The sequence below is a fragment of the Azospirillum brasilense genome (genome assembly GCF_008365405.1).
GTDB classification, from domain to species: Bacteria; Pseudomonadota; Alphaproteobacteria; order Azospirillales; family Azospirillaceae; genus Azospirillum; species Azospirillum brasilense_D.
In genome coordinates this window covers 31,545-55,835 of sequence record NZ_QOKV01000001.1, presented here as the reverse complement: position 1 = coordinate 55,835, position 24,291 = coordinate 31,545, and the positions used below count along the sequence as shown (strand labels likewise).

Genomic DNA, 24,291 nt, shown 5'->3' with positions numbered 1-24,291 from the left:
TTTCACCCTTCGTCCGTGGGCAGATCGGGTGCAGCGGTCTCCGCTTCAGCGGCATCCGGCGCGGGCTTTCGCGCGCAGCGCTGGTGATAGTAGCCAACGACAAAACGGCCCTGGCTTTCCGGGTGCAGATGGCACGGCAAGGTCATGTCCAAGCCGTCCATAACCTCGTTCATTTCGCGTTCGAACCAAACAGCCAGCCCCCCTGTGCCGCTCTTTCGGCGCAGCACGGCCAAATGGTGGGAGGTGTTGCGCAGCAGCAGCGGGAAGACGCTGGCCGGCGTTGCCGAGGCGGCTCCGAAATAGCGGTCGCGGATGCTGGCGTTCACACGTCCGAGCGCGGCGCGTTGAACATTTTCCAAAAGAGCGAACAGCCGCCCCAACCGGTAGGCGGGGTCTGCTTCCTGGCGGTCGAGGCTCACCGGAACCTCCATTCCTGTGGTGAACGAGGGGCCAGCCTGCTTCCCGCGTCCGCGGTGGCGGACATCGCGCTGGAGCACGGCTCGGATGAGAGCGGCGCGCGGACCGGTGACCGGATCACCCGCGCGCAGGCGCTGAAGCGCCGCGGTCAGCAGGACGCGCGGATAGCGGCCGCCGGTGAGAATCGCGCGCATCACTTCGCCACCCAGCACCGGCGGGACGGTTTCAGGATCGCCCCGACGGGCCACGGGCTGAAGCAGAGCCAAGGGAGAGGGAGGCCGATGCCAAGCGCGCGGCTCAATCCTCAGATCCTCCCAATGCTCCGCCAAGCGGGCGAGCAGCAAGTCCAATGTTGTCTCGTGCCACAGGCGCACCGACAGACGGGGGCCATTCGGTGAAAGGCCCAGAATGTGGATCCGGGTGCCGGGGTCGAGCGCAACGTCGATCCGCTCCAGCGTACGGCGGATATCGATCAATTCGGGAAACGTACCCCCTCCTCCCCAGCCGCTCTTAAACGCTGCGGCATAAGCCGAGGAGGCCCGCGAAACTCCCAGCGCATAGGCAACTACCGCCTCAGCATTGCGGGCAGACGTTTCGCCGCCCGCGGAAGCACTGGCCCAGAATACGGCCGTGGTGTCTCCGAACCGCATCTTGGTGCCGCTGTTGCGCGCCAGCAGCGCGTTCAGAGCAGCGCCATAATTCGACGCGGTAGCCTCCGAAACGGGGGCGTTGTCGCCCTGCTTCTTGCCATACGAGGCAAAGGCGTTGCGGTTGAACGAGACCAGCGAGCCCCCGGACAGCCGTGCTCCCGCAACGCCCTTAATCACGGGGTGCAGGCGCGCCACTGGCGCGATGCGCCCGGTGACAAGACACACCGCCGATGGCCCACCGCTTATGGTTACCTGCCGTTCCCACACGGCGCGAGCCGCCGGACGATCGTGCACGAACCGGGCTTGACCGTCAGCGTCCACGTCTCCGTCGAGCTGAAAGACGAGGTTTCGGTCCAGGAGAGCCGACGCAAGCCGGTGCCGTCCGAACCGACTCGGTGTCCAGGTGCGCAGAAAGCGAAGCACGGCCAGCAGACCGGGATCGGTCGCATCATCCAGCAGCCGTTCATGCGTCTCGCGAAAAGCGGCGGCATGGGCGGAGTAGGTTGTGATCCCGGGCTGACCCGTTCCATTGCCAAGCCCCAGCACAAACTTGCTGTTGTCCCAGAGAAAGAAAGCCCGCGGAGTCGTGCCTGACCGTTTGGACGTCCGCGGCACGGTCACCGGACGGCCGACCGGCTGGCGTCCGGTGTGGTCACGTAGATCGCGGCAGGAATTCAGCCCTCCGTCCGGAGAGAGCACGAGGGCGAAGGCGATGCTCTCCGTCGAAAAGCCGAAGGGGGCGACCCCACCGCAGCGTTCAAGGCGTCCGTAATGGGTGTTGAGCGCCGACAGGATCGTCATGCCCGCACCTCCGGCAACGAGCGCGGCGGCACCGCCAGAACGCCTTCGCGCAGAACGGCATGGAATATTAGCGAAGAGCGGCCGTTGCTGTGATCGATGTCCAGCAGCATCGGGCCGAGGTCCAAATTGCGCTGCTCGCCCGGCAGGGCGTGCACGGGCACTGGACCTTCCCAGAGTTCGAACTCGGCGGGGAACTCGCGGGTTCCGAGGCAGGGCTGGTGAAAGCACTGACCACGCTGTGCACGGCGGTTGAATATCTTCAGATGAGTGGCAATGGTGTCGTTTTCGCCAGCCTCTTCGGTCAGAGAGACGTGCGCCTCGATTATGTAATCGACATCGACGAGAATGACGGCGGCACGTTGCTGCCGGTCATGATCGGCGATTTGACGCAACTCTGCGATGTCATTGCCGCGCATTGCATGACGGACGGTGGCGACGGGCACCTTGTGGCCGACCTCGTTGCGGCGAAGCGATTGGAAGCGGATGGGTTTCAGCACGTGAATACGGTCAATTGTCCAAACAATTGCCGGTTTCCAGTGAATCGCTTCGAGAATACCGCGTGCAGCGGACGGTGTGATCACGTCATACGATACTCGTTCAACTTTGGTTTCAGGACGAGTGAAGCAGGCTCTTGGGCCTGACACCCGTAATTTTATTCCGTACGACATGGAAAAACCTCCAACCATGAACGCACAGAAAAGAAAGCCGGAAAACTGTTGTTCTGTAAAGCGTTCATAAGAAATCACCTCAAGGCACATAATCCACCCGATCTTTAAAAGCTCACAATTAGCGGAAAACATTTAGCCCGCTCACATTGTTCAAATGACTTGTTACCGCCCTGTTTGCTAAAGAAATGATGCACCCAAATCGGCGCAATATCCAAATTAAGCCTCATTTCTACTCAATACATTATAAACTCACCTAATCCCAATGGGAGCAACTCGGAGGTCCAAAGATCAAGGTTATGATTACTCATTGGCACGCCGGCAGGAGAAAGCCCGCAAACATTTTGTGCCGGCGCTGCGCCACGGCTCCGAGATTATCGACTCGCTCTGCTCCTCCAAGTCGCTGGCGAGGAATGTGCACTGCTGAGTGTTGCTCATCCTTGACGGTAACAAGCGTGCCGCCTTCGTGGCCCTCGGTCTGCGCCTCGAGCCCCAACGTCTTTGAGTCGAACGCGACGGAGCGTGGGGCGGCGGATGGTATCCCGATGCTCACCATCGGTTGACCCAGATACTGTTGGCGAATTTCGGAGCGGCAATCCGGAGGTCCCTCATGGGTGGGAAAACCCGCCGCGGGCTGGGTCCCTTGGCCGGGTTCTGAGAGACTTCGACCCCACCCGCCGATTTCGCCGACAGTATTCTGGCGGATAGTGTTGAAAAACTCTCGAGCCTGCCGGAGCGAGAAATTTTCCGTCGCTCTATAGGGGCGCCACGCAGCGATATCGCTCTGAAGTCCGGCAGAGTGGATCATTATTGCGTCAAAACGGCTGCGAAGTACTCGTCAGGGAGTTTTTCAACACTATCCGCGCAAAGCGGACCATCAGGGGCTTTGGACTTGGTGTCCCCTTTCACCACATTGGCTCAAACCGCATTTTGTCCGGCTGACCACCGGCTTTGGCCGGACGCATGCCCTTTTTTGTCAGTCCTTGCGGCCCCTCACGGCCCAGGCCCGCGCGACAAGATGGATGCTGCCGTCTGCCTGTGCCGGTAAGGACGCCCGCAGGCGCTCACGCAACGCGGCTCGGCTGTCCTCGTCCAACGACATGCAGTAGGCCGGCGCCGGCGCTTGTCCCCCAAGAAACGGAGCCCAGTAGTCGTCGAAGTCGCGGAACTTGGTGGGAACGTCGATCGCGAAGGTCTTCACCTGCGAAAGGCCGGCGCCCTCGAACAGCCGGCGCATTGCCTCCGGCTGGCATATCGGGAAACGACGCCCCTCGTCGAACCCGAGGGCCTGCGTGTCCAGTGCGATCGCCGCATCCCAAAAGCGGCGCATCAACTCCATCTTGCCCGCGTAATCCCAGACATAGAGCGCCACCTCGCCGCCCGGTCGAACGACCCGCGCCATCTCGGAAGCCGCGAGCGGATGATCGGGCAGGAAGTTGAGGACGAGGCCGGACACCACACGATCGAACTGGGCGGAGGGGAACGGCAGGCCGAGGGCATTGGCTTGAAGCAGCTCGGCGCCTGAGGCCTTCAAGCGCCGACGTGCAAAGTCGAGAAAGCCGGCTGACGGGTCAATCCCGACCAAACGCTTGGGGGCGCATCGCTCGGCAATGGCCTCCGCCACCATTCCGGTGCCGCAGCCCACGTCGAGCCAATCGAGGTCGGTCGGGGCGTTCAACCAAGCGAGCAACGCGTGGGCCACCGGACGGCTCCAGCGTCCCACGTAGGGTTCATAGAGGTCACCGCTCTGCCAGCGAACGGCCGCGGCTTCCGTCATTGCCGGGGCTCCCTTGGCCTTTAGGAGCCTGATCGTACTCCTTCCCGGCTTCGCGATCACTGGAACAGGCGGATAGGCGGGAGACCGCGACAAGAGCCTTTTCTTTACCTGTCAGAGGCCTTCTCCTCAACAGCCTCTGACGCGCTTCCGCTCTTGATGCGGACCAATTCGCCAACAGTGTCCGGGCCAAGAACCGACCAGCCACAGAAAAGGCGCACGTTCCCTCTTGCCGCGTCGGGCCCGGTTCTGTTCGGCCTTACTTCCGTAGGTGTCCAAATGATGGGCGCGCACGGCCCACGCTGATGTTCGCATCCGACTGTTGTTTCAGCTCCAGACATTGGAGGCAAGCATGTGCCACAGCAGTGATCGTTGGAGCTTCTGGTCTCATCGGCAGCAGAAGACGGAGCCGGTGAATCGGAGTACGACACCGGCACCGACCGAGGAGGATGCCCGGAAGCCCGCCGTGGAACCGCGTGAGGACGAGCGAACCCAGCGCGAGAAAGAGTTGGAACGCCTGCCCTAATCGGGAAGCTTCTGAATCGCACTGCTCTCCTGCTCGGCTGCGTTGGCGATCTCCCGCTTGAGTTTGGCGGTGATGGCATGAACAAAGCTTGATCGGTCAGCGACGCTGTGGACAAAGGCGCCGGAGCCGCCAATGACCCGTTGTGCGAAATACGCCCCGAGCCAGGGAACCTCGTCGAGGATGACCAGGCCGTTAATGGTGACGCCCTCAGCAACGACGCGGTCGCGCGCGACCTCTGGGAGCGTGCCAACGTTGTTGTAGCCGTTGCTGACAACGTCGATGACACGGCGGGGCGCCGGCATGACGTTGGGAAAGAGCGTCGCGCAGTTCAACAGCGCCGCACCGATGCCGGTGCTGCCGGCACGGTCACGCCGCGGCACGGCGTCGATCGCCGCCGCGAACGCTTCGCCGCTGCTGGCGTCAGCGATCACCGTCCATGGGACGAGCACCTTCAGGGCCGTGGGATCCGACCATAGCACCAGGGTCACCGCAATTCGTCCGCGATAGCCACCACGGATCAACTCCACCACGGTCCGATCTCGGAATGCGGCCGCATGTCCGTCGAGTTCGAACTCAAACATGGCTTGGTCGATGCTTGCTGATCCGTCAACGGCGAGCACGAGTTCCAGATCGACGGCGGGCTGGGCCGCAAGGGCGCTGCCCCAGGAGAGGATGGTCGCGGCAACTGCAGCAGCAACTCCGGTCGGCACCGACATGACTGGCCTCCACCCAGTTATGTGGAGCGGCCCGAAACGTCTGCGACTGCCTGAAGCAACCCATCGCCGTTACGCGATCGTCCAAACGAGCGTCCCCTTTCACCACACCAACGCCAGCGGCTTTTGCCCCGATGCGGACCGTCGCTTACGACCGCTTTGCGCCAGGAGCTGAAGTTGGTTGGCTGCTATAAAGCGGAGCGAACGGGCCCGCCGACCGCGGAAGGAATCCCGCTCCCAGCAGTACGGAACCACCACCGAGAGCTTGGCGCCTAACCCGCAACATTGAACCGAGCCCGAGGGTCTAAACTTCCTTGTGTCGACAATCACGAAGGATTGCTGTCGCGGGTATTGACCTGAGCGAGAGGCGGTTTTCCGGGTACGATGCGGTGCTGGTGGCATGGGGGCCCACCGTCCTGGAAACGGAGCGCGACAGCGGCTGGTCCATCCGCGGGCGTCTGACGGAGGTGATCAGGAGGCGACAGCGACTGCCCGCGCGCGCATGCCTCCCAGCACGACCAGGGCGGCCAGCAGCAGCACGATGCCGCTGACGCCGAAGACCCCCCCGGCGCCGCTGACGCCGAAGATGGCGCCGCCCACTGCCGCACCGGTGGCGATGGCGAGTTGCACCGCCGCGACGAAGAGCCCGCCGGCGCTTTCCGCCTCGTCCGGCACGGTGCGGGTGATCCAGGTGGACCAGGCCACCGGCACGGCGCCGAAGGCGACGCCCCACAGCGCGATCAGCACCGAGGCCACGGTCGGCGACCCGCCCAGCGCGGCCAGCCCGAGCCCGAGCAGCCCCATGGTCAGCGGCATGACCGTCAGGGTCAGCCGCATGCTGCGCGCCAGCAGCGCGCCGCCGAGATAGGTGCCGGCGAAGTTCGCCACGCCGAAGCCCAGCAGGATGCCGGACACGCCGCTGACGCCGACGCCGGTCACCGTCTCCAGGAACGGCCGGACATAAGTGAACAGCGCGAAATGCCCGGTGAAGACCAGGATGATCGACACCATGCCGAGCCCGACGCCCGGCCGCGCCATCACCTCGCCCAGGGTGCGAAGACTGGTGTGGCCGTTCGGTGCCATGCGCGGCAGCGCCAGAACCTGAGCCACCAAGGCCACCAGCCCCAGCCCTCCGGCCATCAGGAACACCGCGCGCCAGCCGAGCAGGTCGCCCAGATAGCTTCCCACCGGGGCCGCGAAGACGGTGGCGGCGGACACGCCGCTGAAGATCATCGACAAGGCCCGCGGAATCATCGGCTCCGGCACCAGCCGCATGGCGATCGCGGCCGACATGGCCCAGAAGCCGCCGAGCGCCACCCCCAGCAGCACCCGCCCGACCAGCAGCGACAGCAGGTCGGGGGCGAAGGCGACCGCCAGGTTGGACACCAGCAGCAGCGCCGAAAAGGCGAGCAGCACATGGCGTCGGTCGATCCGGCGGGTCGCGGCGGAGATCAGCAGGCTGGCGACCAGCGCCACCGCGGCGGTCGCGGTGACGGCCTGGCCGGCCATCGCCTCGGTCACATGCAGGTCGGCCGCCATCGGCGTCAGCAGGCTGGCCGGCAGAAACTCCGCCGTCACCAGTCCGAACACGCCGAGCGTCAGGGAGAAGACGGCACCCCAGGCGGGCTCCGCCGGCGCGGCGCCGGCCTGCCTCACAGGTTCCATCATGGTCTGTCCTCGCAGGAAGATTATGCTGCGACGCAGGATAGAATGGAGTCTCTGGACGATCCATGTCATAACGTCCGCATCTTTTGATCGATAGTCCGGATATGCTCGACTCATCCCGTCTCCCTCCCGCCACCGACCTCGTCAGCGAGCTTCTGCTCGGCATGCGGCTGACCGGCGTGCAGTACCGCCGCATGCAGGTCGCCCCTCCCTTCGGCATCGGTTTCGGGACGGTGGAGGGGCGGGCGCAATTCCATTTCATCGCCCGCGGGCCGGTCGTGCTGAGGCTGCTTGCCGGCGGTACCTTCACGCTGGACACCGGCGATGCGGTGCTGCTGCCGCGCGGCGGCGCGCACGAACTGCTGTCGGCGCCGGAACTGCCGGCCCGCGACGTCGCCAGCTTCGCGACGGCGCCGCTGTGCGGCAATGTCGGTGCGCTCGAATCCTGCCCGCCGGAAAGCTGCCGAACGAAGGATGCGGTGATCTTCAGCGGCTGCATGGAGTTCGACCTCGGCGCCATGCAGCCGCTGGTCGGCCTGATGCCCGAGGTGATGCAGGTCGGCACCCTGCTCGACCGCTACCCCGAAATCCTGCCGATGCTGGAAGCGATGGAGAGGGAGGCGCGGGCGGAGCGCGCCGGCTATGCCGGCATCCTGGCGCGGCTGGCCGACGTGGTGTCCGCCTCCATCGTGCGGGGCTGGGTCGAATGCGGTTGCGGCGATGCGCGCGGCTGGATCGACGCCTTGCGCGACCCGCGGCTCGGCCGCGTCATCACCGCGCTGCATCGCGATCCCGGCCGCAACTGGACCGTGGCGGAACTGGCCGCGGAGATGGGCGCCTCGCGTTCGGTTTTCGCGGAGCGCTTCCTGGAGGTGACCGGCGTGACCCCGGTTCGCTACGTGACGGAGCTGCGGATGCGGCTTGCCGCCCAGTGGATCGGCCGGGAGCGTCTGCCGATCGAAACCGCCGCGCATCGGCTCGGCTATGGCTCGCAGGCCGCCTTCAGCCGCGCCTTCAAGCGCATCATGGGCTATTCGCCCGGCGCCTCGCGCAGTGCGGAATCTTAGCCCCGGCACGATTAGGACCAAGTGGGGGGGCAGGTCCTTTCACAAGCCGGTCCCGCCCGTCCTCGCGGGTGACCTGACCAACTGTCAGCGCGTAAAGTTCGGCGACACCTTGCCCGACAGCGCGAGATCGGTTTGCCAGGCGCCGGACTGTCGACTCCGCGCCATGAGCAGCCAGCACCGTTCAGCGCAAGCTGCCCCGATAGGCGACCTTGACGCCTTCCGCCCGTCAGGGCGCGCGGCACGATATCCGGATGCCCGGCGCCGTGCCTCACTCATACACGGCATCGCGCGGGCCGGTATCTCCCAACGCCATTTTGACGAAGGCATCAGCCGTCAGGTCTGCGTCGAGCAGCGCGCCATGGTGGGCGAAGCGATCACTCCGGTCGAGCCACAGCCGATCACACAGCGCATCGAGCGAGCCGGAAGCACCGGGGAAGACCGCGTGCGACATCTCCTTGGTACAGATGAACCGGTCCGCCGAGAACGTGTCGGCACCCCATGCGGCGCGTCCGCAGCGCGCGAACTCGTAGTTCAGGAAGTCCATCTCGTTCTCATAGGCATGCGCCACCAGAAGGTCCTCGCCCAGAAAGGCGAGAAGCGCGTCGGCCACTTCGGGAAAGCGAGGCGCCGCCTTCAGGTCGGCGGGCTTGATGCCGTGCACCTTGATGGCGTCGGGATGGAGAGGGGCGTCGGGGTTGACCCGCGACTCCCAGCTGCGCGCTTTCCTCCAGCCATTGCCCTCACGGATGATCTCAAGACACCCGATTTCGATGATGATGCCGGGCTGACGCAGGCCCTTGGGCGCCTTACGGATGTCCTGGAGGCTCGGCAGGCGCCGTCCGGTCGTCTCGATGTCGATCGCCACCAGCCGGTCACGTCCTTCCCATGGTTGCATGCTCATTGAGATCCAATCTTTCATCGGTGGAGCCACCTGGGGCAAGGATGTGAAATAAGGGCAACGCTCCGTCACACCGCCTAGAGTAGCATGGCGAAAGCGCCGGCCGCAGATCAGCGACACCACGGTCACAAGCGGCCGGCCCATGCCGCCGAAGCTCTTGATCCTGATAGGTCAGGATCAAAAGTCGCTGGTATATGGCATGACGGCCGCGCCATGACCGGCGCAACGACTGGCGAGCAAGGAGTATCGCTGTGAGAATTCCCGGCCCAGAGCATCCCATCACGATCATCCCCAACCCGAATCGGATCCGTGTCGTCTTCGCCGGCCGGGTCGTCGCCGAAACGGCACGCGCCCTGACGCTGACGGAGGCGAAGTTGCCCGCGGTTCAATATATTCCCCGCGCGGATGCCGACATGACGGCTTTCGAGCGCACGGCGCACACGACGCATTGCCCTTACAAGGGCGATGCCACTTATTACAGCCTGCGCGTGGGTGATCGCATCGCGATCGACGCTGTCTGGACCTACGAGACTCCCTATCCCGCCGTAGCCGCCATCCGCGAACATTTGGCGTTTTATCCAGAACGCGTCGATTTCATCGAAGAGCACGCGGCCACATAGTGGCAGCCGGCGGAAGGCTCCGCATGCGGTGTTGCTCTCATCGCAAAGCGGACCATCAGGGGCTTCGAACTTGGTGCCCTCTTTAACCACACGGCGAACGGCTGGGTGAAGCTGCTGGTCCGAAGACCTACGGCTGTCGCCGCAGCGTGCCCCGTTACAGCGCTGTCGGGATTTCGACCGGGACGGGGCAAGCCCCTCTACCCGCACAGCCCCAGCACGCAAGATGATGACCCTGAACATGCGTGTTGGCAAGGGAGTGGCTTCTCGGGGCAGGTTCCCCTTTTTCTACACCGAAAGTCGTTGAGGCTGCCGGTTCGAAGCCCTGCCCCGCTGCAGTTGCGGGTCCGGGAAGCACACTGTCGGAGGTTCAACCGGGCTTGGGCAAGCCCCCTGGCAGTGGGCTTGCCCCCGCAACTCGCATGAGGGTAAGGCGCCCCTCGTTTCGACGCTATTTAAGCTTCGATTGCACGAGGCCGTACACGCTGAAACCGATCATGTATGGCGCGGCATAGGTGGGAAAGGCAACAACGGCCCGCTTCTGCAGTTCCTCGTAGTGGGCCTTCGCCTTGGTCGGGTCCCGCAGATCCTCTTTGTGAGGACCCAGTTCGACGATGTAGTCGCCGACCAGCCGGTCCATGGCCCGCAAGTACTCCTGTTGTTCCTTCACGGCCTCGGCAACGGGAGCGTCGGCTCCCCTTCCCCCATGCACGGAGGTGCCCTCCAACGCCTTGAGTTCGTCCAGCGCCGCGATCCACGATGGGAGGTCCGGCGACGGCTTCCCTCGGACCAGCCCGCCTTCCAGCCAGGCATGGGCCTGATGATGGACGAGATCCCCGACGATCAGATCCCCCGTGCGGTCGATCCGCGCGACCGTCTGAGTCGTCGCAACCCCCGCATGCTTCAGCTCGAACAGCGTGATGGTTTCGCCCGACGCCAAGGGAATCGTCATCTTGTCCGAAAAGGTCTTCTGGATCGGTTCGAACCTGGGGTAGGTCGCCTCGGTGAACGCGCCCATCGTGCCGACCCAGAAGGCCTTCTTGTAGTCGTGGACGATCGGCAGCGCATCGGCGGTTGCCTTCGAGCCTATGGAGACCGCCCCGAGCGCGTGAAGCACGGAAAGCCCGTTGAACTTGTCGGGATTGGGGTGGGTAATGACGACACGGGTGATCGGGGATGCCGTCTCCGACCGGATCTTAGCGACCATCGCCATGGTCAACGGCGGGACGAACTGCGTGTCGAAGACGGTCACCTCTTTCCCGTCGTCGTAATAATAGGTGCGGGTGTCGAAGCCGTTGGCATCGGACTGGAAGATGCCCAGCGTGCCGGCCTCGACCGCTGTGCCGAAGCCAACCAAGACGGCGAATAGGCCCGCCGCGAAGCCGTTGTGATTCCACATGGCAAACCAATCCAATCAGGCGTAGGTCAGTTCGGGCTTGCGGTCTTCCGCCGGGCTGACGTGGAGGTTCCAATAGGCGTCCGCGACCGTTGCGGGGGCGAAGCGGCCTTCTTCAGCCAAGTAGCCGCAAATCGTTACGACGGCCGTGCGGATGCCCTTGGGCTCCAGATCCTCGGCCAGCGTCGCCGTGAGGTTGCGCAGAGCTGCCTTGCCGGCGCTGAGCGCGGCCATGTCGGCGTAGGGGTAGATCGCGAAGCCACCGCCGGTGAAAAGCACGCTGCCGCCCCCATTCGCCTCCAGCACCGGCGCGGCGGCTTGGGCCGCCGCCAGCGGCGCGACGACGTCCACCACCAGTTCCGCCGCGAAGCCTTCGGGTTCCAGCGACACGGCGCGACACGGCTTAATAGCCGCGGCGTTGTAGATCAGCGCCTTCAGCGGTGACATGGCCGAGGTGGCCTGACGAATCGTCGCCCGCAGGCCGTTGAGGTCGGCAGCATCAGCGGCGAAGCCGTGCGCCGTGATCCCCGCTTTTTTCAGTTCCTGGAGCAGCGGGGCGAGATGCGCAGGGGAGCGCGCGATCAGCGCGACCTCGCCCAGTTCATGCCCGAATTTCCTCGCGAGCGCGAGGCCAAGGCCGGGGCCAACGCCAATGATGATGGCGGAGTGTTTGGTCGTCATGGATGGTTCCTCCGAAAAGGTCGGCGTCGCCGCCGGACACCCATGGACACTGGGGACAAACCATAGTATCCGTCAAAACGATAAATAATATAGCTTGTATTCGTATGATGAATATAATGACCGTGGATTTGAACCTCGTCGTCGCGCTCGGCGCGCTGCTCGACGAACGCAACGTGTCGCGCGCGGCGGTCAAAATCGGGCGCAGCCAGCCGGCGACCAGCAGCGCCCTCGCCCGGTTGCGCGAAATCTTCAATGATCCCTTGCTGGTCCGGGACGGTCGAGGGTACCGCCTGACCCCGCGCGCCGAAGAACTGCGCCCGCATGTGGCGCGCGCGATAGCCGCGCTCACGGCGACCTTTAAGACCCCGTCGGATTTCGACCCTGTGACGTCGGACATGGTGGTGCGGATCGCGGCCAGTGACTATCTGGCCGTCGTCCTGATGCCGCAGCTGATTTCCGACCTCGTAAGGCTGGCTCCGGGAATTGATCTGCGCGTCGTCGCCGCCGACCGGCGATCAGCCATCACGCTTCTGCGGGAGGGCAAGGTGGACCTGTCGCTGGCCGTGACCGAACAGGAGGCTCCCGACGTTTTGAGTCTTCCGCTCTTCGATGAAGAATTCGTGATGGTGACGCGCCCCGGCCATCCGTATCACAGCGGCCCGTCCACTCCCGAAAGGTTTGTCGAGCACCCAGGGCTGCTTGTTTCACAAGCCGGCGACGGCACCGGTATAGCCGACGAATGCCTTGCTCAATTGGGGCTGAAGCGACGTGTCGCGGTGACCGTGGCCCATTTTCTGCTGGCGCCCCGTCTCCTCGCCAACAGCGATCACGTTCTCGTCATCGGTCGCCGAGTGGCCGAGGCCGCTGGAAAGGAACAGGGTCTTTGCGTGGAGGCGCTACCCTTTACGATGCCGGCGTTCACGGCCCGGATGTTCTGGCACACATCGACGACCAATTATGCACCCCTGGTCTGGTTCCGAAAACTCATCGCCTCGACGGCTGTCAGTTGCTGCTGAGGACTATTAAGATCTCGGAAGCATTTTCGGACCTTGCTGTCCCGATGGCTCTTTGGCGACGAGCAGATCTGTGAGTCCGGCGTCCCCTTTCACCACACCAACGCCAGCGGCTTTTGACCCGATGCGGACCGTCGCTTACGACCGCTTAGCGCCATGAGCAGCCATTCAAGTTGTGGACCAGAGCATTTACTTTTCATTGAGCTATCGGGGATTTTCCGGACTGACAGAACGTAATGGTACACCCCACACCAACTCAGCATTCGCATTATCGCAAAAACGCGTTGATTTTTAATCTAAACATGGCAGGATGTTGTGGTGAACAATTGCAGAGCCTTTTGGTTGGCGCAGATGCGTAGAGCGATGATTCGATTATCGTGTATATCGAAGGATGATCAGCGTCTCGGCTTACGCCTCAATGCCTTGAAAGGCTTGGATGCGTGGATCTTCAACGACCGTGCGTTGGGTGTTCGCCGTTCCCCCTGCACAAATTGAGATGGCTCAGCATCTGATGGCCAAACCAACATCGACCATCGCAATCGTTGCGGGTCGTATCAGCAATGCACGGGAAATCTAGTGCTGTGCGCTCGAATACCGGACACGTTTATCTTAAGGGAAGCCGGGGATGTATTTTACCGTCCTAGCTCACGGAACTCGGACGCCTACCCAGGCAAAGTCGAAAGCCTATCTTCTGACTGACAATTGGGACGACTGGTTCAAATATTCGACACTTTACACATTATTGGTATTCGATGCTGAAGGCGAGCGACACATAATTGGCGGCGTGAAAATCGGCCAGTTCAGGATGGCGGATGAGCAACGCCGGCCCGACATTCCAAAGCGATTCGACCAACTTGACGAGCGTTTCTTCTCACTTGGTCAGGACGACAGCTACTACGATCACCTAAACGAGCTTGGTCCCAATGTGCGGGATAAGGTATTGTGCGGGATCCGGGACGTCGCGTTGGACCTGGAGCTTTTCGAGCGTGCGCTCAAAGAGAAGGTTACCGGTACTTCGCTTCTGCGGTCAGTATCCCACGCAACTGTGCGCGGCCAGTTTCACCGGATGGCTTGCGGTGGGGTTCGTCTATCGCGTTACGAGTTCAGCTATACAGCGCCGAAGCAGTCTCGCGGACACATTAACCCGATGGCACTGGCCTTCGTCGTCGAACCAGAGTCCTATCCTCCGACTAACATACATGTGCTGATAGGCCGCAATGGCGTCGGAAAGACAACGCTCCTCAATAATATGACGCGCGCTATTGTCGAAAAGAATGTCGATGCGGTTGAAGTCGGCGCGTTTTCGACTGAGGTTGAGGAGCTGTTGGATAACCGAATGTTTACTAACCTAGTGTCGGTGACATTCAGTGCGTTCGACCCGTTCGAGCCGCTACCCAGTCGTCAGGACAAGTCGGAAGGGGTCCAGTACGCTTATATCGGCTTGAAACGCGTGGGATCCGGCAAGGACGGGAAGCCCCTGCCTCCGAAATCGCCCGAACGGCTTTCAACCGAGTTCGGGAGCAGTGTTTCGGTTTGTCGACAGGGAGCGCGAGCAAGCCGTTGGCGCCGTGCACTGGAAATGTTGGAGGCTGATCCGATTTTCCGCGAGGCGGAAGTCGCAGATTTGGCTTCCGACGACGTTGATGATGAAGAGCTCAAGGTCCAATCGCGCAAACTTTTTGCCAAGTTGAGCTCCGGGCACAAAATCGTTCTTCTGACAATTACGCGGCTCGTCGAGACAGTCGAAGAAAAGACGCTCGTTCTGCTCGATGAGCCGGAAGCGCACCTACATCCACCGCTTCTGTCTGCGTTCGTCCGCGCCTTGTCCGACCTTCTGATCAATCGTAATGGGGTGGCAGTGATCGCCACACATTCTCCTGTGGTGCTCCAAGAGGTTCCAAAAAGCTGTGTGTGGAAAATCAGGCGATCAGGTGCACGCGCTGTAGCGGAACGGCCTGAGATCGAAACGTTTGGGGAAAATGTCGGGATACTGACCCGGGAGATCTTCGGGCTCGAAGTCACTCATTCCGGCTTTCACAAACTGTTGCGCGACGCCGTGGCTCGAGAGGCGGACTTCGATGCCGTGGTCCAGCGGTTTGGCGGCGAATTGGGTGGGGAGGCTAGGGCTATTATCCGGGCTCTGATTGCAGCACGCGAACCCGAAGACGATAACGATCGCTGATGTGGACGCTCAATCGGCCGGGACATACGGCTCTCGCAACCTTCAGGACTTGTATTGGTCGGGTGCGCAACCCAGACCTTAGGGCACGTTTGGAAGGAGTAGCGCAGGCGGTGGCGGATGCGTCAGTTGCGTTCGACGCGGCCGCCCAGCGTCACGCATTGCACGAAATAGCGCGAGAAGCGATCGTGGGAGGTGACGTCACCACGGAGGAGATGGAGAAGGTCTACACGCGGCGGATGGCGAAGAAAGGCGCTCCTGGCCGTGACGTGTATGACGATATCATTGGATCCTCGCCGCAAGGGCGTTGTCCGCTGTGTGCCCAGCGACCGGTAGCGACGCTCGACCACCATCTCCCGAAAGCGCATTATCCTGCACTCGCTGTAGCGCCCCTGAACCTCGTGCCGTCCTGTACAGACTGCAACAAAGCTAAGTTAGACGCTATTCCGCAGAGCGCGGCGGACGTCGCTCTCCATCCCTACTACGATGACATAAATGGCCAGCAGTGGCTCGTGGCCAAGGTCATCGAGACATGTCCGGCCGCGGTCCGCTTCCGAGTCGTAGCGCCTGACATCTGGGACAACGTTCTTGTGGCTAGGGTGCAGAATCACTTTCGCACTCTCGGACTCGCAGGATTATACGCGTCTGAGGCAGCAGAGGAGTTGGTCAATGTTCGGCACCAGTTAGTTGAAATGCATGCTACTGGTGGTATGCGTACTGTCCGCGCCGAGCTGAGAATGCGTGCAGCAAGCTGCGCTGCGGGACGCCGCAACGGATGGCGGACAGCGACTTACCGTGCGTGGGCAGACAGCGACTGGTTCTGCGACGGAGGTTTTGCACCAGAGGGGTGAGCGCGTAGCCACCCCGTTTAGCCTTCTGGGGCGCGGCACGGTTCGATGAGACATCCGGCTGCGGTAGATTGAACCGCAACCGGAGGTCTTTGCCATGGACAAGGAACAGGAACGTCAGCCCGAGGGGGCGCCGGAGCGCGCCCACCACGCTGGCGCAGGCGCCCCCTCGGGCGCGGACGCTAGCACACCCCAACGTTTCTCCGCGGCCCGCAAGGTGGCAGCCGTCACGCGCCTGCTGCGTGGTGAGCCGCTGGAGGTGGTTGCCCGCGAGTTGAACGTCACGGTGGCGCGCCTGTCGGAGTGGCGTGAGCGCGCCTTGGCGGCGGCCGCGTCCGCCATGAAGGAACGCGAGCGCGACGAGCGCGATGAGGAGATCGCGCGCCTGAAGGCCAAGCTCGGCGAGATCACTATGGCCAACGAGTTGCTGGAGGAGAAAATTGCCGCGCTGGAGGGCAAACGCCCTTTGGCCCGCCGGAGGTCGAGACGATGAGCCGGATCATCTCGCCCTCCACCGGCCGTCCCTACGGTCTGGCCCGCGTCGCCCGAACCTGGCGGGTGTCGCGCGCCACCATCTACCGCCACCGGGCAGACCGTCCGGCCTCGATACCCTGGCGCCGAGGCCCGCTTGGCCCGTGCTCAGATGCTGAGTTGGTCGAGCATATCCGCCGGCAGATCCTCGCCTCGCGCTTTCACGGTGAGGGCTACCGCAAGATCTGGGCGCGTCTGCGGCATGCGGGCATTCGCACCTCGGCCCGCCGGGTGCGGCGGCTGATGGGGGCTCACGGGCTGCTGGCGCCGCATCGGGTCGGGCGGCCCCGCACGCGGGTGCACGACGGCACCATCGTCACCGAGGCGGTGAACGTGATGTGGGGCACCGACATGACCGAGACGATCACGGTGTGCGAGGGCGTGGCGCGCGTCTTCATCGCGGTCGATCACGCCAACTCTGAGGTGGTGGGCATCCACGCCTCGAAGAGCGGCAACCGCTTCGAAGCCCTGGAGCCGGTCCGCCAAGGCGTGCTGCGCCATTTCGGCGCCGTCGGCCCGGGCGTGGCCGCCGGGCTGACGCTGCGCCACGATCACGGCTCGAACTACATGTCTGGCGACTTCCAGGCCGAGATCAAGTGCCTGGGCATCACCAGTTCACCCTCCTTTGTACGCGAGCCAGAGGGCAACGGCGTGGCCGAGCGCTTCATCCGGACGCTCAAGGAGAACTTCCTCTGGATCAACACCTTCGACACCGTCGAGGACCTGCGCCGCGCTCTGGTCGAGTTCGTTCACCACTACAATAAAACCTGGCTCGTCGCCCGGCATGGACACCGCACCCCGGCCCAGGTGCGCGCTGACCACCTCCGGGTTGATCGGCCGTCCACCGCCGAGCTACCCTTGGCCGCCTGAACAAGCCCAGACGGGTGTCTCATTTCCGGGCCGCAGTTCACCCCGTTTAGCCTTCTTCGGCTGCAAACATGTACATCCGATAAGCGCCAGAAACGGTCATTGGCGATCTCGTCCAGAAACCCGCCCGGGGCTTCGGACCACTCTGGGGGGCGACAAAGGGCCTAAGGCAGACGCCCGGGGGAGGCGGGGCGCCTGCCTTAGGCCGGAAGAATACTTGCGAGCTTTGGAATTAGAATGGTCAGCGCAGAAATTCCCCTCAGCGGACGATCCGGTTTTGATCGATCCTAAGCAGTCGACACGACAAAATCCAAACTCAAGCACACCAAAACGGTGACAGGTTTCTTATTAATAACGGGTACATCTATTTTGCTCTTCAAAATCAAAATATCATACTCCACTCGCTCCATCGCTCTCCACTTACTAAGCTGCCACCTCGCACCAACTTAGCTGCCAATTCATCAGACAAAACAGAAAGAGGCCACATAACTGGCAAACCTTGGCCCGCCCCCCCGAGTTGCGCGATGATGAAGTACTCAGCTAATGCTCTCATGCTTTCATCTTCCCAACTCAATGACTCAAGGAGCGCAGCCAAGAAAGACCCAACTGGTGTAAAGGTTGCTTTTGCCTCGTCAGTGGATTGATATTCAGCTGCCGAGCATACATGCGCAGCCTCAATAACTCCTCCGGCTCTCTGAATTACATTCCATATATCTTCCTTCTCATATCTAACTTTTATTTGCGATAATAATTGCTGGCCCACAAAAATCATTTTTCTTGTATGCCACGCGCCAAGGTCGGAAACGCAGACGAAATCAAGTAGTTCTTTCGGGTTCTGAACTATTTTGCTCTCTGTTTCTCTTAAATTCTTTTCGATGTTTTGGATGGGAGTTGAAGCTGCTCCCTGCCACGAGTGAGAGTGAGCGAGAAGGCCGTAGCGCAGTCGCGTGTGAAGTTCCTTATATGGTGTTCCTTTTCGCTCGGGCCGCGAGAGACTGCGAATGTGTGCAGCAGTCCTTACAGCGTTTCGAACGTGGGCGGCGGTAAGCGTCAGCTTGCACTCGAAGGCCGCCACTACCCCACCTTCCAGGTATTCCTTTTTATCCAAGAGAACCTGGGGATATGAAGGCGAGAGAACGAGCACATCCACTTGAGGTCCGCACTCTCCATCGGTATTCATAATTCTGCCCTTCGTGACAACATGATAGTGGGCCGGAAGCCACTCGCGAAGCAGGTTAGCCCAGTTTTCTTCCCCATTATCACCGGCAGTTCCCGGGTCCTCTAAGGCGCGCTTTTGGATTCGGTCGTACTCAGCTTGGATCTTCTGAGCTGCCGATTTCATATAGTCAAATAGGTCGTTCCTAGACATTATTTATCTCCAAAATATTAGGGTGGAGTTTTATGATGCACGAGGTAAATTACCAAATTCTTTCCGTTCCCATTGAGTGGGAAGATCGAGTCCATAAGATTCTTTGAAAGAAACAATGGTCCACCCAGCCTCATACAGAGGAATTCACTATTCAGCGCGACATCAGCTCCGAGAAACTGGTGCTGACCAACGAAACGCCTCCTTAGGTAGTGTCTGACGGACAGAGTCTGCGCAGCGACTGGCGGATCATGGCGAGCTTGATCCAGGTCATGAAGTTGAGGGCGAACTGTCGGGAGCTATGCGGGAAAGTGGGTGATGGTCTGGTCAGGCGGCGCTCTGTGACGCGGTTTCCGTGACCTCGATGCCATCACGGAATGTGACGCCCTGGATGACCTTGGGCAACTGGTTTTCCCCCTGCAGGCGACGCCAAGTCTTCGCGGCGGCGGTGATCAGCTTGAAGACCATCAGCTTGGCGGTCTCCTGCGAGAGCGCCCCCTTGGTGCGGACAGTCCGGTGGCGGACGGTGGCAAACACGCTTTCAATGGGATTCGTGGTCCGGACATGGTCCCAGTGCTCGGCGGGGAAGGCGTAGAAGGCGAGCAGCGCCTCACGGTCCTTGGTCAGGCATTCGACGGCCTTGGCGTGTTTGGCGGCGTACTTCTTTTCGAAGGTCGTCAGGGCGGTTTGCGCCGTCTCCCGGTCCGGGGCCATCCAGATTTCGCGCAGGTCCTGCTTCATCGCTGGCTGGACGGACTTGGCCACCTTGTTGAGGACGTTGACCGTCTTGTGCTGCCAGCACCGCTGGTGCCGGGTGGTCGGGAATACCTCCTCCAGCGCCTTCCAGAAGCCCAGCGCGCCGTCGGCGACGGCGAGTTCGGGGGCGGTGGTGAGGCCGCGGGCCTGGAGATCGACCAGCAGTTCGCGCCAGCTCTGGGCGCTCTCGCGTACGCCAACTTGGAAGCCGACCAGTTCCTTGCGGCCTTCCGGCGTGGCGCCGATGATCACCAGCATGCAGTCCGCAGTCGGCTCCATGCGGGCCTGCAGGTAAACGCCATCGGCCCAGACATACACATAGCGGCGCGCCGACAGGTCGCACTTTTGCCAACGCACGTAGTCGACCGCCCAGTCCTCCTTCAGCCGGCCGATCACCGAGGGCGACAGGTTCGGCGCCTCCCGGCCGAGCAAGGCCCCGAGCACCTCCTGGAAGTCGCCGGTGGAGACGCCGCGCAAGTATAGGATGGGCAACAATGCGTCCAGGCTCTTGGTCCGGCGAGCCCAGCGCGGCAGCAGCGCCGAGGTGAAGCGGATGCGTGCGCCGGTTTCCTCGGCGCCACGATCACGGACCTTGACCCGGCGCACCGGAACCGGCCCGATCCCGGTCTGGATCGCCCGCTCGGGGCCGTGGCCGTGCCGGACCACCCGGTCGCGGCCGTCCGGCAGCTTCAGGTCTCTCATCGACGCCAGAAAGGCGTCTACTTCCGCCGCGATGGCCTGCTCCAGCAGCCGACGCGCGCCGGCGCGCAGAATGGTCGTCAGCGGGTCGTCGATCTCCTCCGGCTGACGTAAGCGGACAACCTTGCTAATCTCGTCCATGGCGTATCGCTCCCTCGTGGAGGTTCTGGCAGGCTTCGTCACCCGCCTCGATACGCCGCCTTCTTCAGACCGTCATCACCCACTTTCCCGCATAGCTCCTTGTCGGAGCGGCTGGCGAGATTTCGGCAGTGCTTGAGCCATCCGACGCAGCGCTCGACGACATTGCGTCGCCGATAGAGCTGCCGGTTGAAACGCAGCGTACGGCAATGCCAGGAGCGCTTCTGATCGGCGCGGAATGGAATGACCGGTCGGATGTGCTGCATCCGCAACCACGTGCGCGCCGCGCGGCTGCTGTAGGCCCGGTCGCCGATCAGATAGGCCGGCGAACGGTCGGAGCGCACAGCGGCGAGCAACGCCTGCAGGCAGGGCACCTCGGCCGCCTGCCCGCCGGTCAGCAGAACGGCCAGGGCCAGCCCGGTGCCGTCGGTCACCAGATGGATCTTGGAGCCAAAGCCGCCGCGCGAGCGGCCGAGGGCATGATCGTCCGGCTCATGGGCATCCCCCCTTTTCGGCCGCCGGTGGCGGCCTGGGTGGCACGGATGTTGGTGCCGTCCACGCACCAGACATCCCAATCGATCTGTCCCTGCCCATCCAGGAGCAGGTGTAGACGCTCCAGCAGCCGGTCAAACAAGCCATTGCGCCGCCACCGCACGAAGCGGTCGTAGATGGTCTGCCATGGTCCATAGTGCGCTAGAATGTCGCGCCAGGGTGCGCCAGTGTCCAGCTTCCAGAACAGCCCGTTAACGACCTCACGGTGGCTGCGCCACCGCCCGCCAGGGCGCCCGGTCGGAGGCATCAGTTCTGAAACCAGCGCCCACTGGGCATCCGAAAGTTCATGGCGGCGCATCGCGGTCGTTCCGGCTGAGGGGGCTACCGCTTCCAACAGCTCCAACACGCCGCTCCGTCAGACACTACCTAAGGCAGTCTTTAGTCGCTGTCCCTCCCATTGCACCGCGCGGCGCACACGCTTGGACTCGAACATTCGACCGCTGCTCCGGCCAGCCGAATCATGTGCGGCTCAACCGATATCGCTCATCCCGCTTCCGGAACGCCGTCTCGCCTCCCTCCAGGATTCGACAGACGTGGCCACGAATGTCCGGTCCCGTGGGAGCGGCATTCTCCAGAGATCCGCTGACATAGCGCATTGATGGATGCCCGTTTTCACCGCGGCTGCATACAGCAACGATGACTTGTTCGGCGTCGGTATTCACAACAAGATTAGGATTGTGCGTTATAAGAATTATCTGCCGATTCCGTTTCGCGGTCCGAAAATAGGCCGCGAGATCCGAAAAAATCGACTCGTTATCGAGGTTTTCTTCGGGCTGATCAACGATCAATGGGCGGCGCTCATGTTGAACCATGGCGAGATACAGGATCAGAAGCACGATCCCCTTTGTTCCTGGAGACAGCTTCTCAAGTGGGGTCTTCTGGTAGACCAGTCCATAATTCAGTGTGATGTGCTGTACCTCGTATAGCCATGCCATGAAATCGGCGAATGTGCGGTTCTTGCGCAGAAAGTTAGCTTCACTCGGAAGGCGGGTGCGGATCTGGTCGGCCAAGCAGCCAAACGCCGCTCGGATTTGCTCCCGGTCACCGGATTCCCATGCGGGCGCAAGCGTCTCTCGAGCGAACTCAGCGAGATCATCAAACCGTTTGAGATTGCCAAAGTCGAGGGAGCGCCGAAGATCGATTACGGCTTCGCCACGTTCCAGCCAAGCTTCGACGTCAACCCGGCGCCGAATTTCAAACTCAAGAAGGCGCTCGTTGCCCCGCCCCTGTTGCAAACGGTCGCGTACGGGCTGGTATAGGCCGTCAAGGATCCGGGCTTCTTCAGCTAATGTGTCGAATATTTCCAGATACGCCTCAAGTCGTTCCGTGCGTGCTGCCTCCAGTGCGGCAACATCATCCCTCTCAATCAGGGCGATCTCCGCATCCAGGCGCTGGACCTGGGCACGGATTTCGGAAAGGCGCGTTTGCGCGGCCTGGATGAGTTCCCGGCGCGCTTGGTCGTCCGACTGTTTCCGCGACAACACCTCAAGCTGCTGCGTAAGGGCATTGATCGTCCCAGGCACCGGCGAATCGCTCTGACCTTCTACGGCGGCGAGCTCGACTTGCATCGCGGTCTTGCACGCGGCGATCGCGATGTCCGGATCGCCCACAAAAGTCGGCTTGAAAGCGGCTGCCGCCTCTTCGGAAAGGCCGAGGCTGCGGAGCTTGGCCGACACTTCCGTAAAGAAACGGATTCCATCGCGCCGGAAGGCCTCCACTCGCGCCTCAACATCGTCCAATTGCACGAGGTTGCGCTTGATGGTCGACGCCTTGTCTTGCGCCTGCCCGAGCGCTGCCTGCAGTCGCGCGAGATCCTCAGCGAACTTTGTTTCGGCAACCGTGGCGCCACTGGTCGTCGTCTCGTTGAGGGATTTCTGTTCCTCTTCGAGAGCCTGCCTTTGTGCCCTCTTCTCACCGAGCGAGAGCCTCCGCTCATGGATAGCCTGCGTCACGCGGTTGCTTTGCTCGATTTGGGCCTGAATGTCCGTACGTCGGCGCTCAACTCTCTCGACCCGGATTCGACGGAGTTCAGCAAAGCTGGACGCGTTCAGCCGCTCCGTCGGGTCGAGGTGGGCGAAGACAATGGCTTCGATCTCTTCCTCTAGACGCGATGCACCCTCCTCGCCGCCACACAGCTCCTCGACGAAGCTCTGAGACAAATACCGTACTCGGGGCTCGCTCAGTCCGACTGCTGTATGGATCGTGTGCTTGCCAGTTGTACCATCGCCCCATTGTAACTCAACCGTCGTCCCATTCAGATGCCCCTTGGCCCGCTTCAGAAAGCTTCGCACGTCATTCTTCTGCGGTACCTGCCCAGCGGCAACCGCCGTCATTTCGGCGAGTGCGGACTTGCCCGAGCCTTTCTTGCCAACGATGGCGACCAAGCCTGGATTGAGCTGCACCGGCTCATCAGTGAACCAACCATTTGAACTTTTGATTTGGACTGCCGAGATGACGTTTGGCCGAGAGATCGTGATTGCGGGGGAGCTCGGACCGATATGAACGCGATCGGCCGGCTCAAACAGGATCTGCCGCATCCCCTCAAAGGTTGGGTCTGCCTTAATCCAGCAGTACCGTTGCTCGTCTGGCTCGAACAGCTTAGTCAACTCATGGGCATCTGAACCATGAATGCATGGTTTCGGGCCGCCATAGAACTCAAGTGCCTCATCGTGCGCCTTCTTTCCTGAGCCGCCGAGCCAGAACTTGCATTCCGATGGTGTGGCCGTGAACACGATCTGCGCAAAGCGCGCCAGCTTGGCATGGACGGCTTTCCAACCATCGTCCTTGCGAAGGCCAGCCAAGCCGTCGTGTCCCGCCGCCACACAAATGATGGAATTTTCGCGCAACCAGGGCTGATCGTCAAACCACCGCTTGAATGTGTCAAATTCGATCTTGAACAGGTTGGCTCCGGCTTTGCGCGCAGCTTCGTCAAGAAGCACGCCAGCCTCGTGGGCGCGCCCCAACTTGGCCAAGTCGTGGAGCGTGCAGCGATATTTCCCGCCAACGCCCTCAAAGACAAGATAGCTCAGCGCGTCCTCTATATGTGCGATGTGATCGGGCGCCTCCGGAGAAACAAGAAGATGGATATTTACGGCGCTGCCCCGCGCCGTGCGCGGTGAAATCCGGAACTCCAGGTTTGGAATCAACAGAGCGACGTTCGACAAGCGGCCAGCGTCTTTGTACTCTTTCAGGCGCGCGTATGAGCGAGTTGTCAAATAGTCCGTAACACCGATAACCGCGACGCTACTCGCCTCAATGGCCGCGACGTAATCCTCCCAGCAATCGCCATAGTTGTCGTTGAGCAACGTGCCTGGCGCGTGGACATGGAGGTCCCACCGTCGCCACTCCGAACCACGCGAGTACATCACTCCTCCCACCACGATGCGCATAGGGCCAGATTGGCGCAAGCGCGCCGAGCGCGACCTTGCACTAACCTTATAGCGCTTTCAAGCCGGCAAGCTCACTCGGCGCG

At 62.0% G+C, this 24,291-nt stretch carries 16 protein-coding genes and 2 pseudogenes; 5 read left to right on the top strand and 13 right to left on the bottom strand.

The window, feature by feature from the left end:
• Positions 1–2: 2 nt before the first annotated feature.
• The 5 genes from cas8c to DS837_RS00225 form a co-directional block, all read right to left on the bottom strand.
• Positions 3–1,868, bottom strand: coding sequence for a type I-C CRISPR-associated protein Cas8c/Csd1 (gene cas8c / locus DS837_RS00250; RefSeq protein WP_149162938.1), 1,866 nt, complete (start codon positions 1,866–1,868; stop codon positions 3–5).
• Positions 1,865–2,668 (bottom strand): type I-C CRISPR-associated protein Cas5c, encoded by an 804-nt coding sequence (gene cas5c, locus DS837_RS00245; RefSeq protein ID WP_425599228.1) that lies wholly within the window; start codon positions 2,666–2,668, stop codon positions 1,865–1,867. The genes cas8c and cas5c overlap by 4 nt, the downstream gene beginning before the upstream one ends.
• A gap of 841 nt (positions 2,669–3,509) precedes the next feature.
• Entirely contained in the window at positions 3,510–4,310 is an 801-nt protein-coding gene (locus tag DS837_RS00240; protein WP_149162937.1) for a class I SAM-dependent methyltransferase, read from the bottom strand.
• A 519-nt stretch (positions 4,311–4,829) separates the two neighbouring features.
• Entirely contained in the window at positions 4,830–5,549 is a 720-nt protein-coding gene (locus DS837_RS00230; RefSeq protein ID WP_149162935.1) for a DUF1194 domain-containing protein, read from the bottom strand.
• 468 nt (positions 5,550–6,017) lie between these two features.
• The gene (locus DS837_RS00225; RefSeq protein ID WP_211102021.1) at positions 6,018–7,214 is read right to left on the bottom strand and encodes an MFS transporter; all 1,197 of its coding nucleotides are present in this window, start codon (positions 7,212–7,214) and stop codon (positions 6,018–6,020) included.
• A 101-nt stretch (positions 7,215–7,315) separates the two neighbouring features.
• On the opposite strand from DS837_RS00225, the gene DS837_RS00220 reads away from it, so the two are divergent.
• On the top strand, positions 7,316–8,278 hold the full coding sequence (locus tag DS837_RS00220) for an AraC family transcriptional regulator (protein WP_149162934.1): 963 nt from the start codon (positions 7,316–7,318) through the stop codon (positions 8,276–8,278).
• 268 nt (positions 8,279–8,546) lie between these two features.
• Here DS837_RS00220 and DS837_RS00215 read toward each other — a convergent pair whose 3' ends face one another.
• Positions 8,547–9,143 (bottom strand): 3'-5' exonuclease, encoded by a 597-nt coding sequence (locus DS837_RS00215; protein ID WP_247889697.1) that lies wholly within the window; start codon positions 9,141–9,143, stop codon positions 8,547–8,549.
• Between the two features lie 284 nt (positions 9,144–9,427).
• Here DS837_RS00215 and DS837_RS00210 point away from each other — a divergent pair, with 284 nt between their 5' ends.
• The gene (locus DS837_RS00210; RefSeq protein ID WP_149162932.1) at positions 9,428–9,796 is read left to right on the top strand and encodes a DUF427 domain-containing protein; all 369 of its coding nucleotides are present in this window, start codon (positions 9,428–9,430) and stop codon (positions 9,794–9,796) included.
• 448 nt (positions 9,797–10,244) lie between these two features.
• On the opposite strand, the gene DS837_RS00205 is transcribed toward DS837_RS00210, so the two are convergent.
• Positions 10,245–11,192 (bottom strand): MBL fold metallo-hydrolase, encoded by a 948-nt coding sequence (locus DS837_RS00205; protein ID WP_149162931.1) that lies wholly within the window; start codon positions 11,190–11,192, stop codon positions 10,245–10,247.
• Positions 11,193–11,207: 15 nt separating this feature from the next.
• On the bottom strand, positions 11,208–11,870 hold the full coding sequence (locus tag DS837_RS00200; RefSeq protein WP_149162930.1) for an SDR family NAD(P)-dependent oxidoreductase: 663 nt from the start codon (positions 11,868–11,870) through the stop codon (positions 11,208–11,210).
• Between the two features lie 116 nt (positions 11,871–11,986).
• On the opposite strand from DS837_RS00200, the gene DS837_RS00195 reads away from it, so the two are divergent.
• From DS837_RS00195 to DS837_RS00180, 3 genes and pseudogenes are all read left to right on the top strand, one after another.
• Positions 11,987–12,886 carry a LysR family transcriptional regulator gene (locus DS837_RS00195; protein WP_170295693.1) on the top strand — a complete coding sequence of 300 codons (900 nt, stop codon included), beginning with the start codon at positions 11,987–11,989 and terminating at the stop codon, positions 12,884–12,886.
• A 622-nt stretch (positions 12,887–13,508) separates the two neighbouring features.
• Positions 13,509–15,065: an AAA family ATPase gene (locus DS837_RS00190; protein WP_149162928.1), complete on the top strand. Its 1,557-nt coding sequence runs from the start codon at positions 13,509–13,511 to the stop codon at positions 15,063–15,065.
• Between the two features lie 1,014 nt (positions 15,066–16,079).
• A pseudogene (locus DS837_RS00180) lies at positions 16,080–17,311 on the top strand (IS3 family transposase); the annotation flags it as partial.
• Positions 17,312–17,690: 379 nt separating this feature from the next.
• On the opposite strand, the gene DS837_RS00175 reads toward DS837_RS00180, so the two are convergent.
• From DS837_RS00175 to DS837_RS00155, 5 genes and pseudogenes are all read right to left on the bottom strand, one after another.
• A complete protein-coding gene (locus DS837_RS00175; protein WP_149162925.1) occupies positions 17,691–18,677 on the bottom strand; it encodes a DUF6602 domain-containing protein in 987 nt (328 codons plus the stop codon).
• 324 nt (positions 18,678–19,001) lie between these two features.
• On the bottom strand, positions 19,002–20,270 hold the full coding sequence (locus DS837_RS00170) for an IS256 family transposase (protein ID WP_170295692.1): 1,269 nt from the start codon (positions 20,268–20,270) through the stop codon (positions 19,002–19,004).
• Between the two features lie 38 nt (positions 20,271–20,308).
• Positions 20,309–20,830, bottom strand: a complete 522-nt coding sequence (locus DS837_RS32470) for an IS5 family transposase (protein ID WP_282187551.1) — start codon at positions 20,828–20,830, stop codon at positions 20,309–20,311.
• Positions 20,806–21,117, bottom strand: a pseudogene (locus DS837_RS32995) (transposase); the annotation flags it as partial. The pseudogene DS837_RS32995 and the gene DS837_RS32470, both read right to left, overlap by 25 nt.
• 160 nt (positions 21,118–21,277) lie before the next feature.
• The gene (locus DS837_RS00155; RefSeq protein WP_345772109.1) at positions 21,278–24,184 is read right to left on the bottom strand and encodes a TrlF family AAA-like ATPase; all 2,907 of its coding nucleotides are present in this window, start codon (positions 24,182–24,184) and stop codon (positions 21,278–21,280) included.
• Positions 24,185–24,291 lie beyond the last annotated feature (107 nt).

Coding starts and splice junctions, on each gene's coding strand:
- DS837_RS00200 (WP_149162930.1), bottom strand. CDS start 11,870: ATGACGACCAAACACTCCGCCATCATCATTGGCGTTGGCCCCGGCCTT.
- DS837_RS00230 (WP_149162935.1), bottom strand. CDS start 5,549: ATGTCGGTGCCGACCGGAGTTGCTGCTGCAGTTGCCGCGACCATCCTC.
- DS837_RS00225 (WP_211102021.1), bottom strand. CDS start 7,214: ATGATGGAACCTGTGAGGCAGGCCGGCGCCGCGCCGGCGGAGCCCGCC.
- cas5c (WP_425599228.1), bottom strand. CDS start 2,668: ATGTTTTCCGCTAATTGTGAGCTTTTAAAGATCGGGTGGATTATGTGC.
- DS837_RS00170 (WP_170295692.1), bottom strand. CDS start 20,270: ATGGACGAGATTAGCAAGGTTGTCCGCTTACGTCAGCCGGAGGAGATC.
- DS837_RS00155 (WP_345772109.1), bottom strand. CDS start 24,184: ATGTACTCGCGTGGTTCGGAGTGGCGACGGTGGGACCTCCATGTCCAC.
- DS837_RS00195 (WP_170295693.1), top strand. CDS start 11,987: ATGACCGTGGATTTGAACCTCGTCGTCGCGCTCGGCGCGCTGCTCGAC.
- cas8c (WP_149162938.1), bottom strand. CDS start 1,868: ATGACGATCCTGTCGGCGCTCAACACCCATTACGGACGCCTTGAACGC.
- DS837_RS00220 (WP_149162934.1), top strand. CDS start 7,316: ATGCTCGACTCATCCCGTCTCCCTCCCGCCACCGACCTCGTCAGCGAG.
- DS837_RS00175 (WP_149162925.1), bottom strand. CDS start 18,677: ATGTCTAGGAACGACCTATTTGACTATATGAAATCGGCAGCTCAGAAG.
- DS837_RS00240 (WP_149162937.1), bottom strand. CDS start 4,310: ATGACGGAAGCCGCGGCCGTTCGCTGGCAGAGCGGTGACCTCTATGAA.
- DS837_RS00205 (WP_149162931.1), bottom strand. CDS start 11,192: ATGTGGAATCACAACGGCTTCGCGGCGGGCCTATTCGCCGTCTTGGTT.
- DS837_RS00190 (WP_149162928.1), top strand. CDS start 13,509: ATGTATTTTACCGTCCTAGCTCACGGAACTCGGACGCCTACCCAGGCA.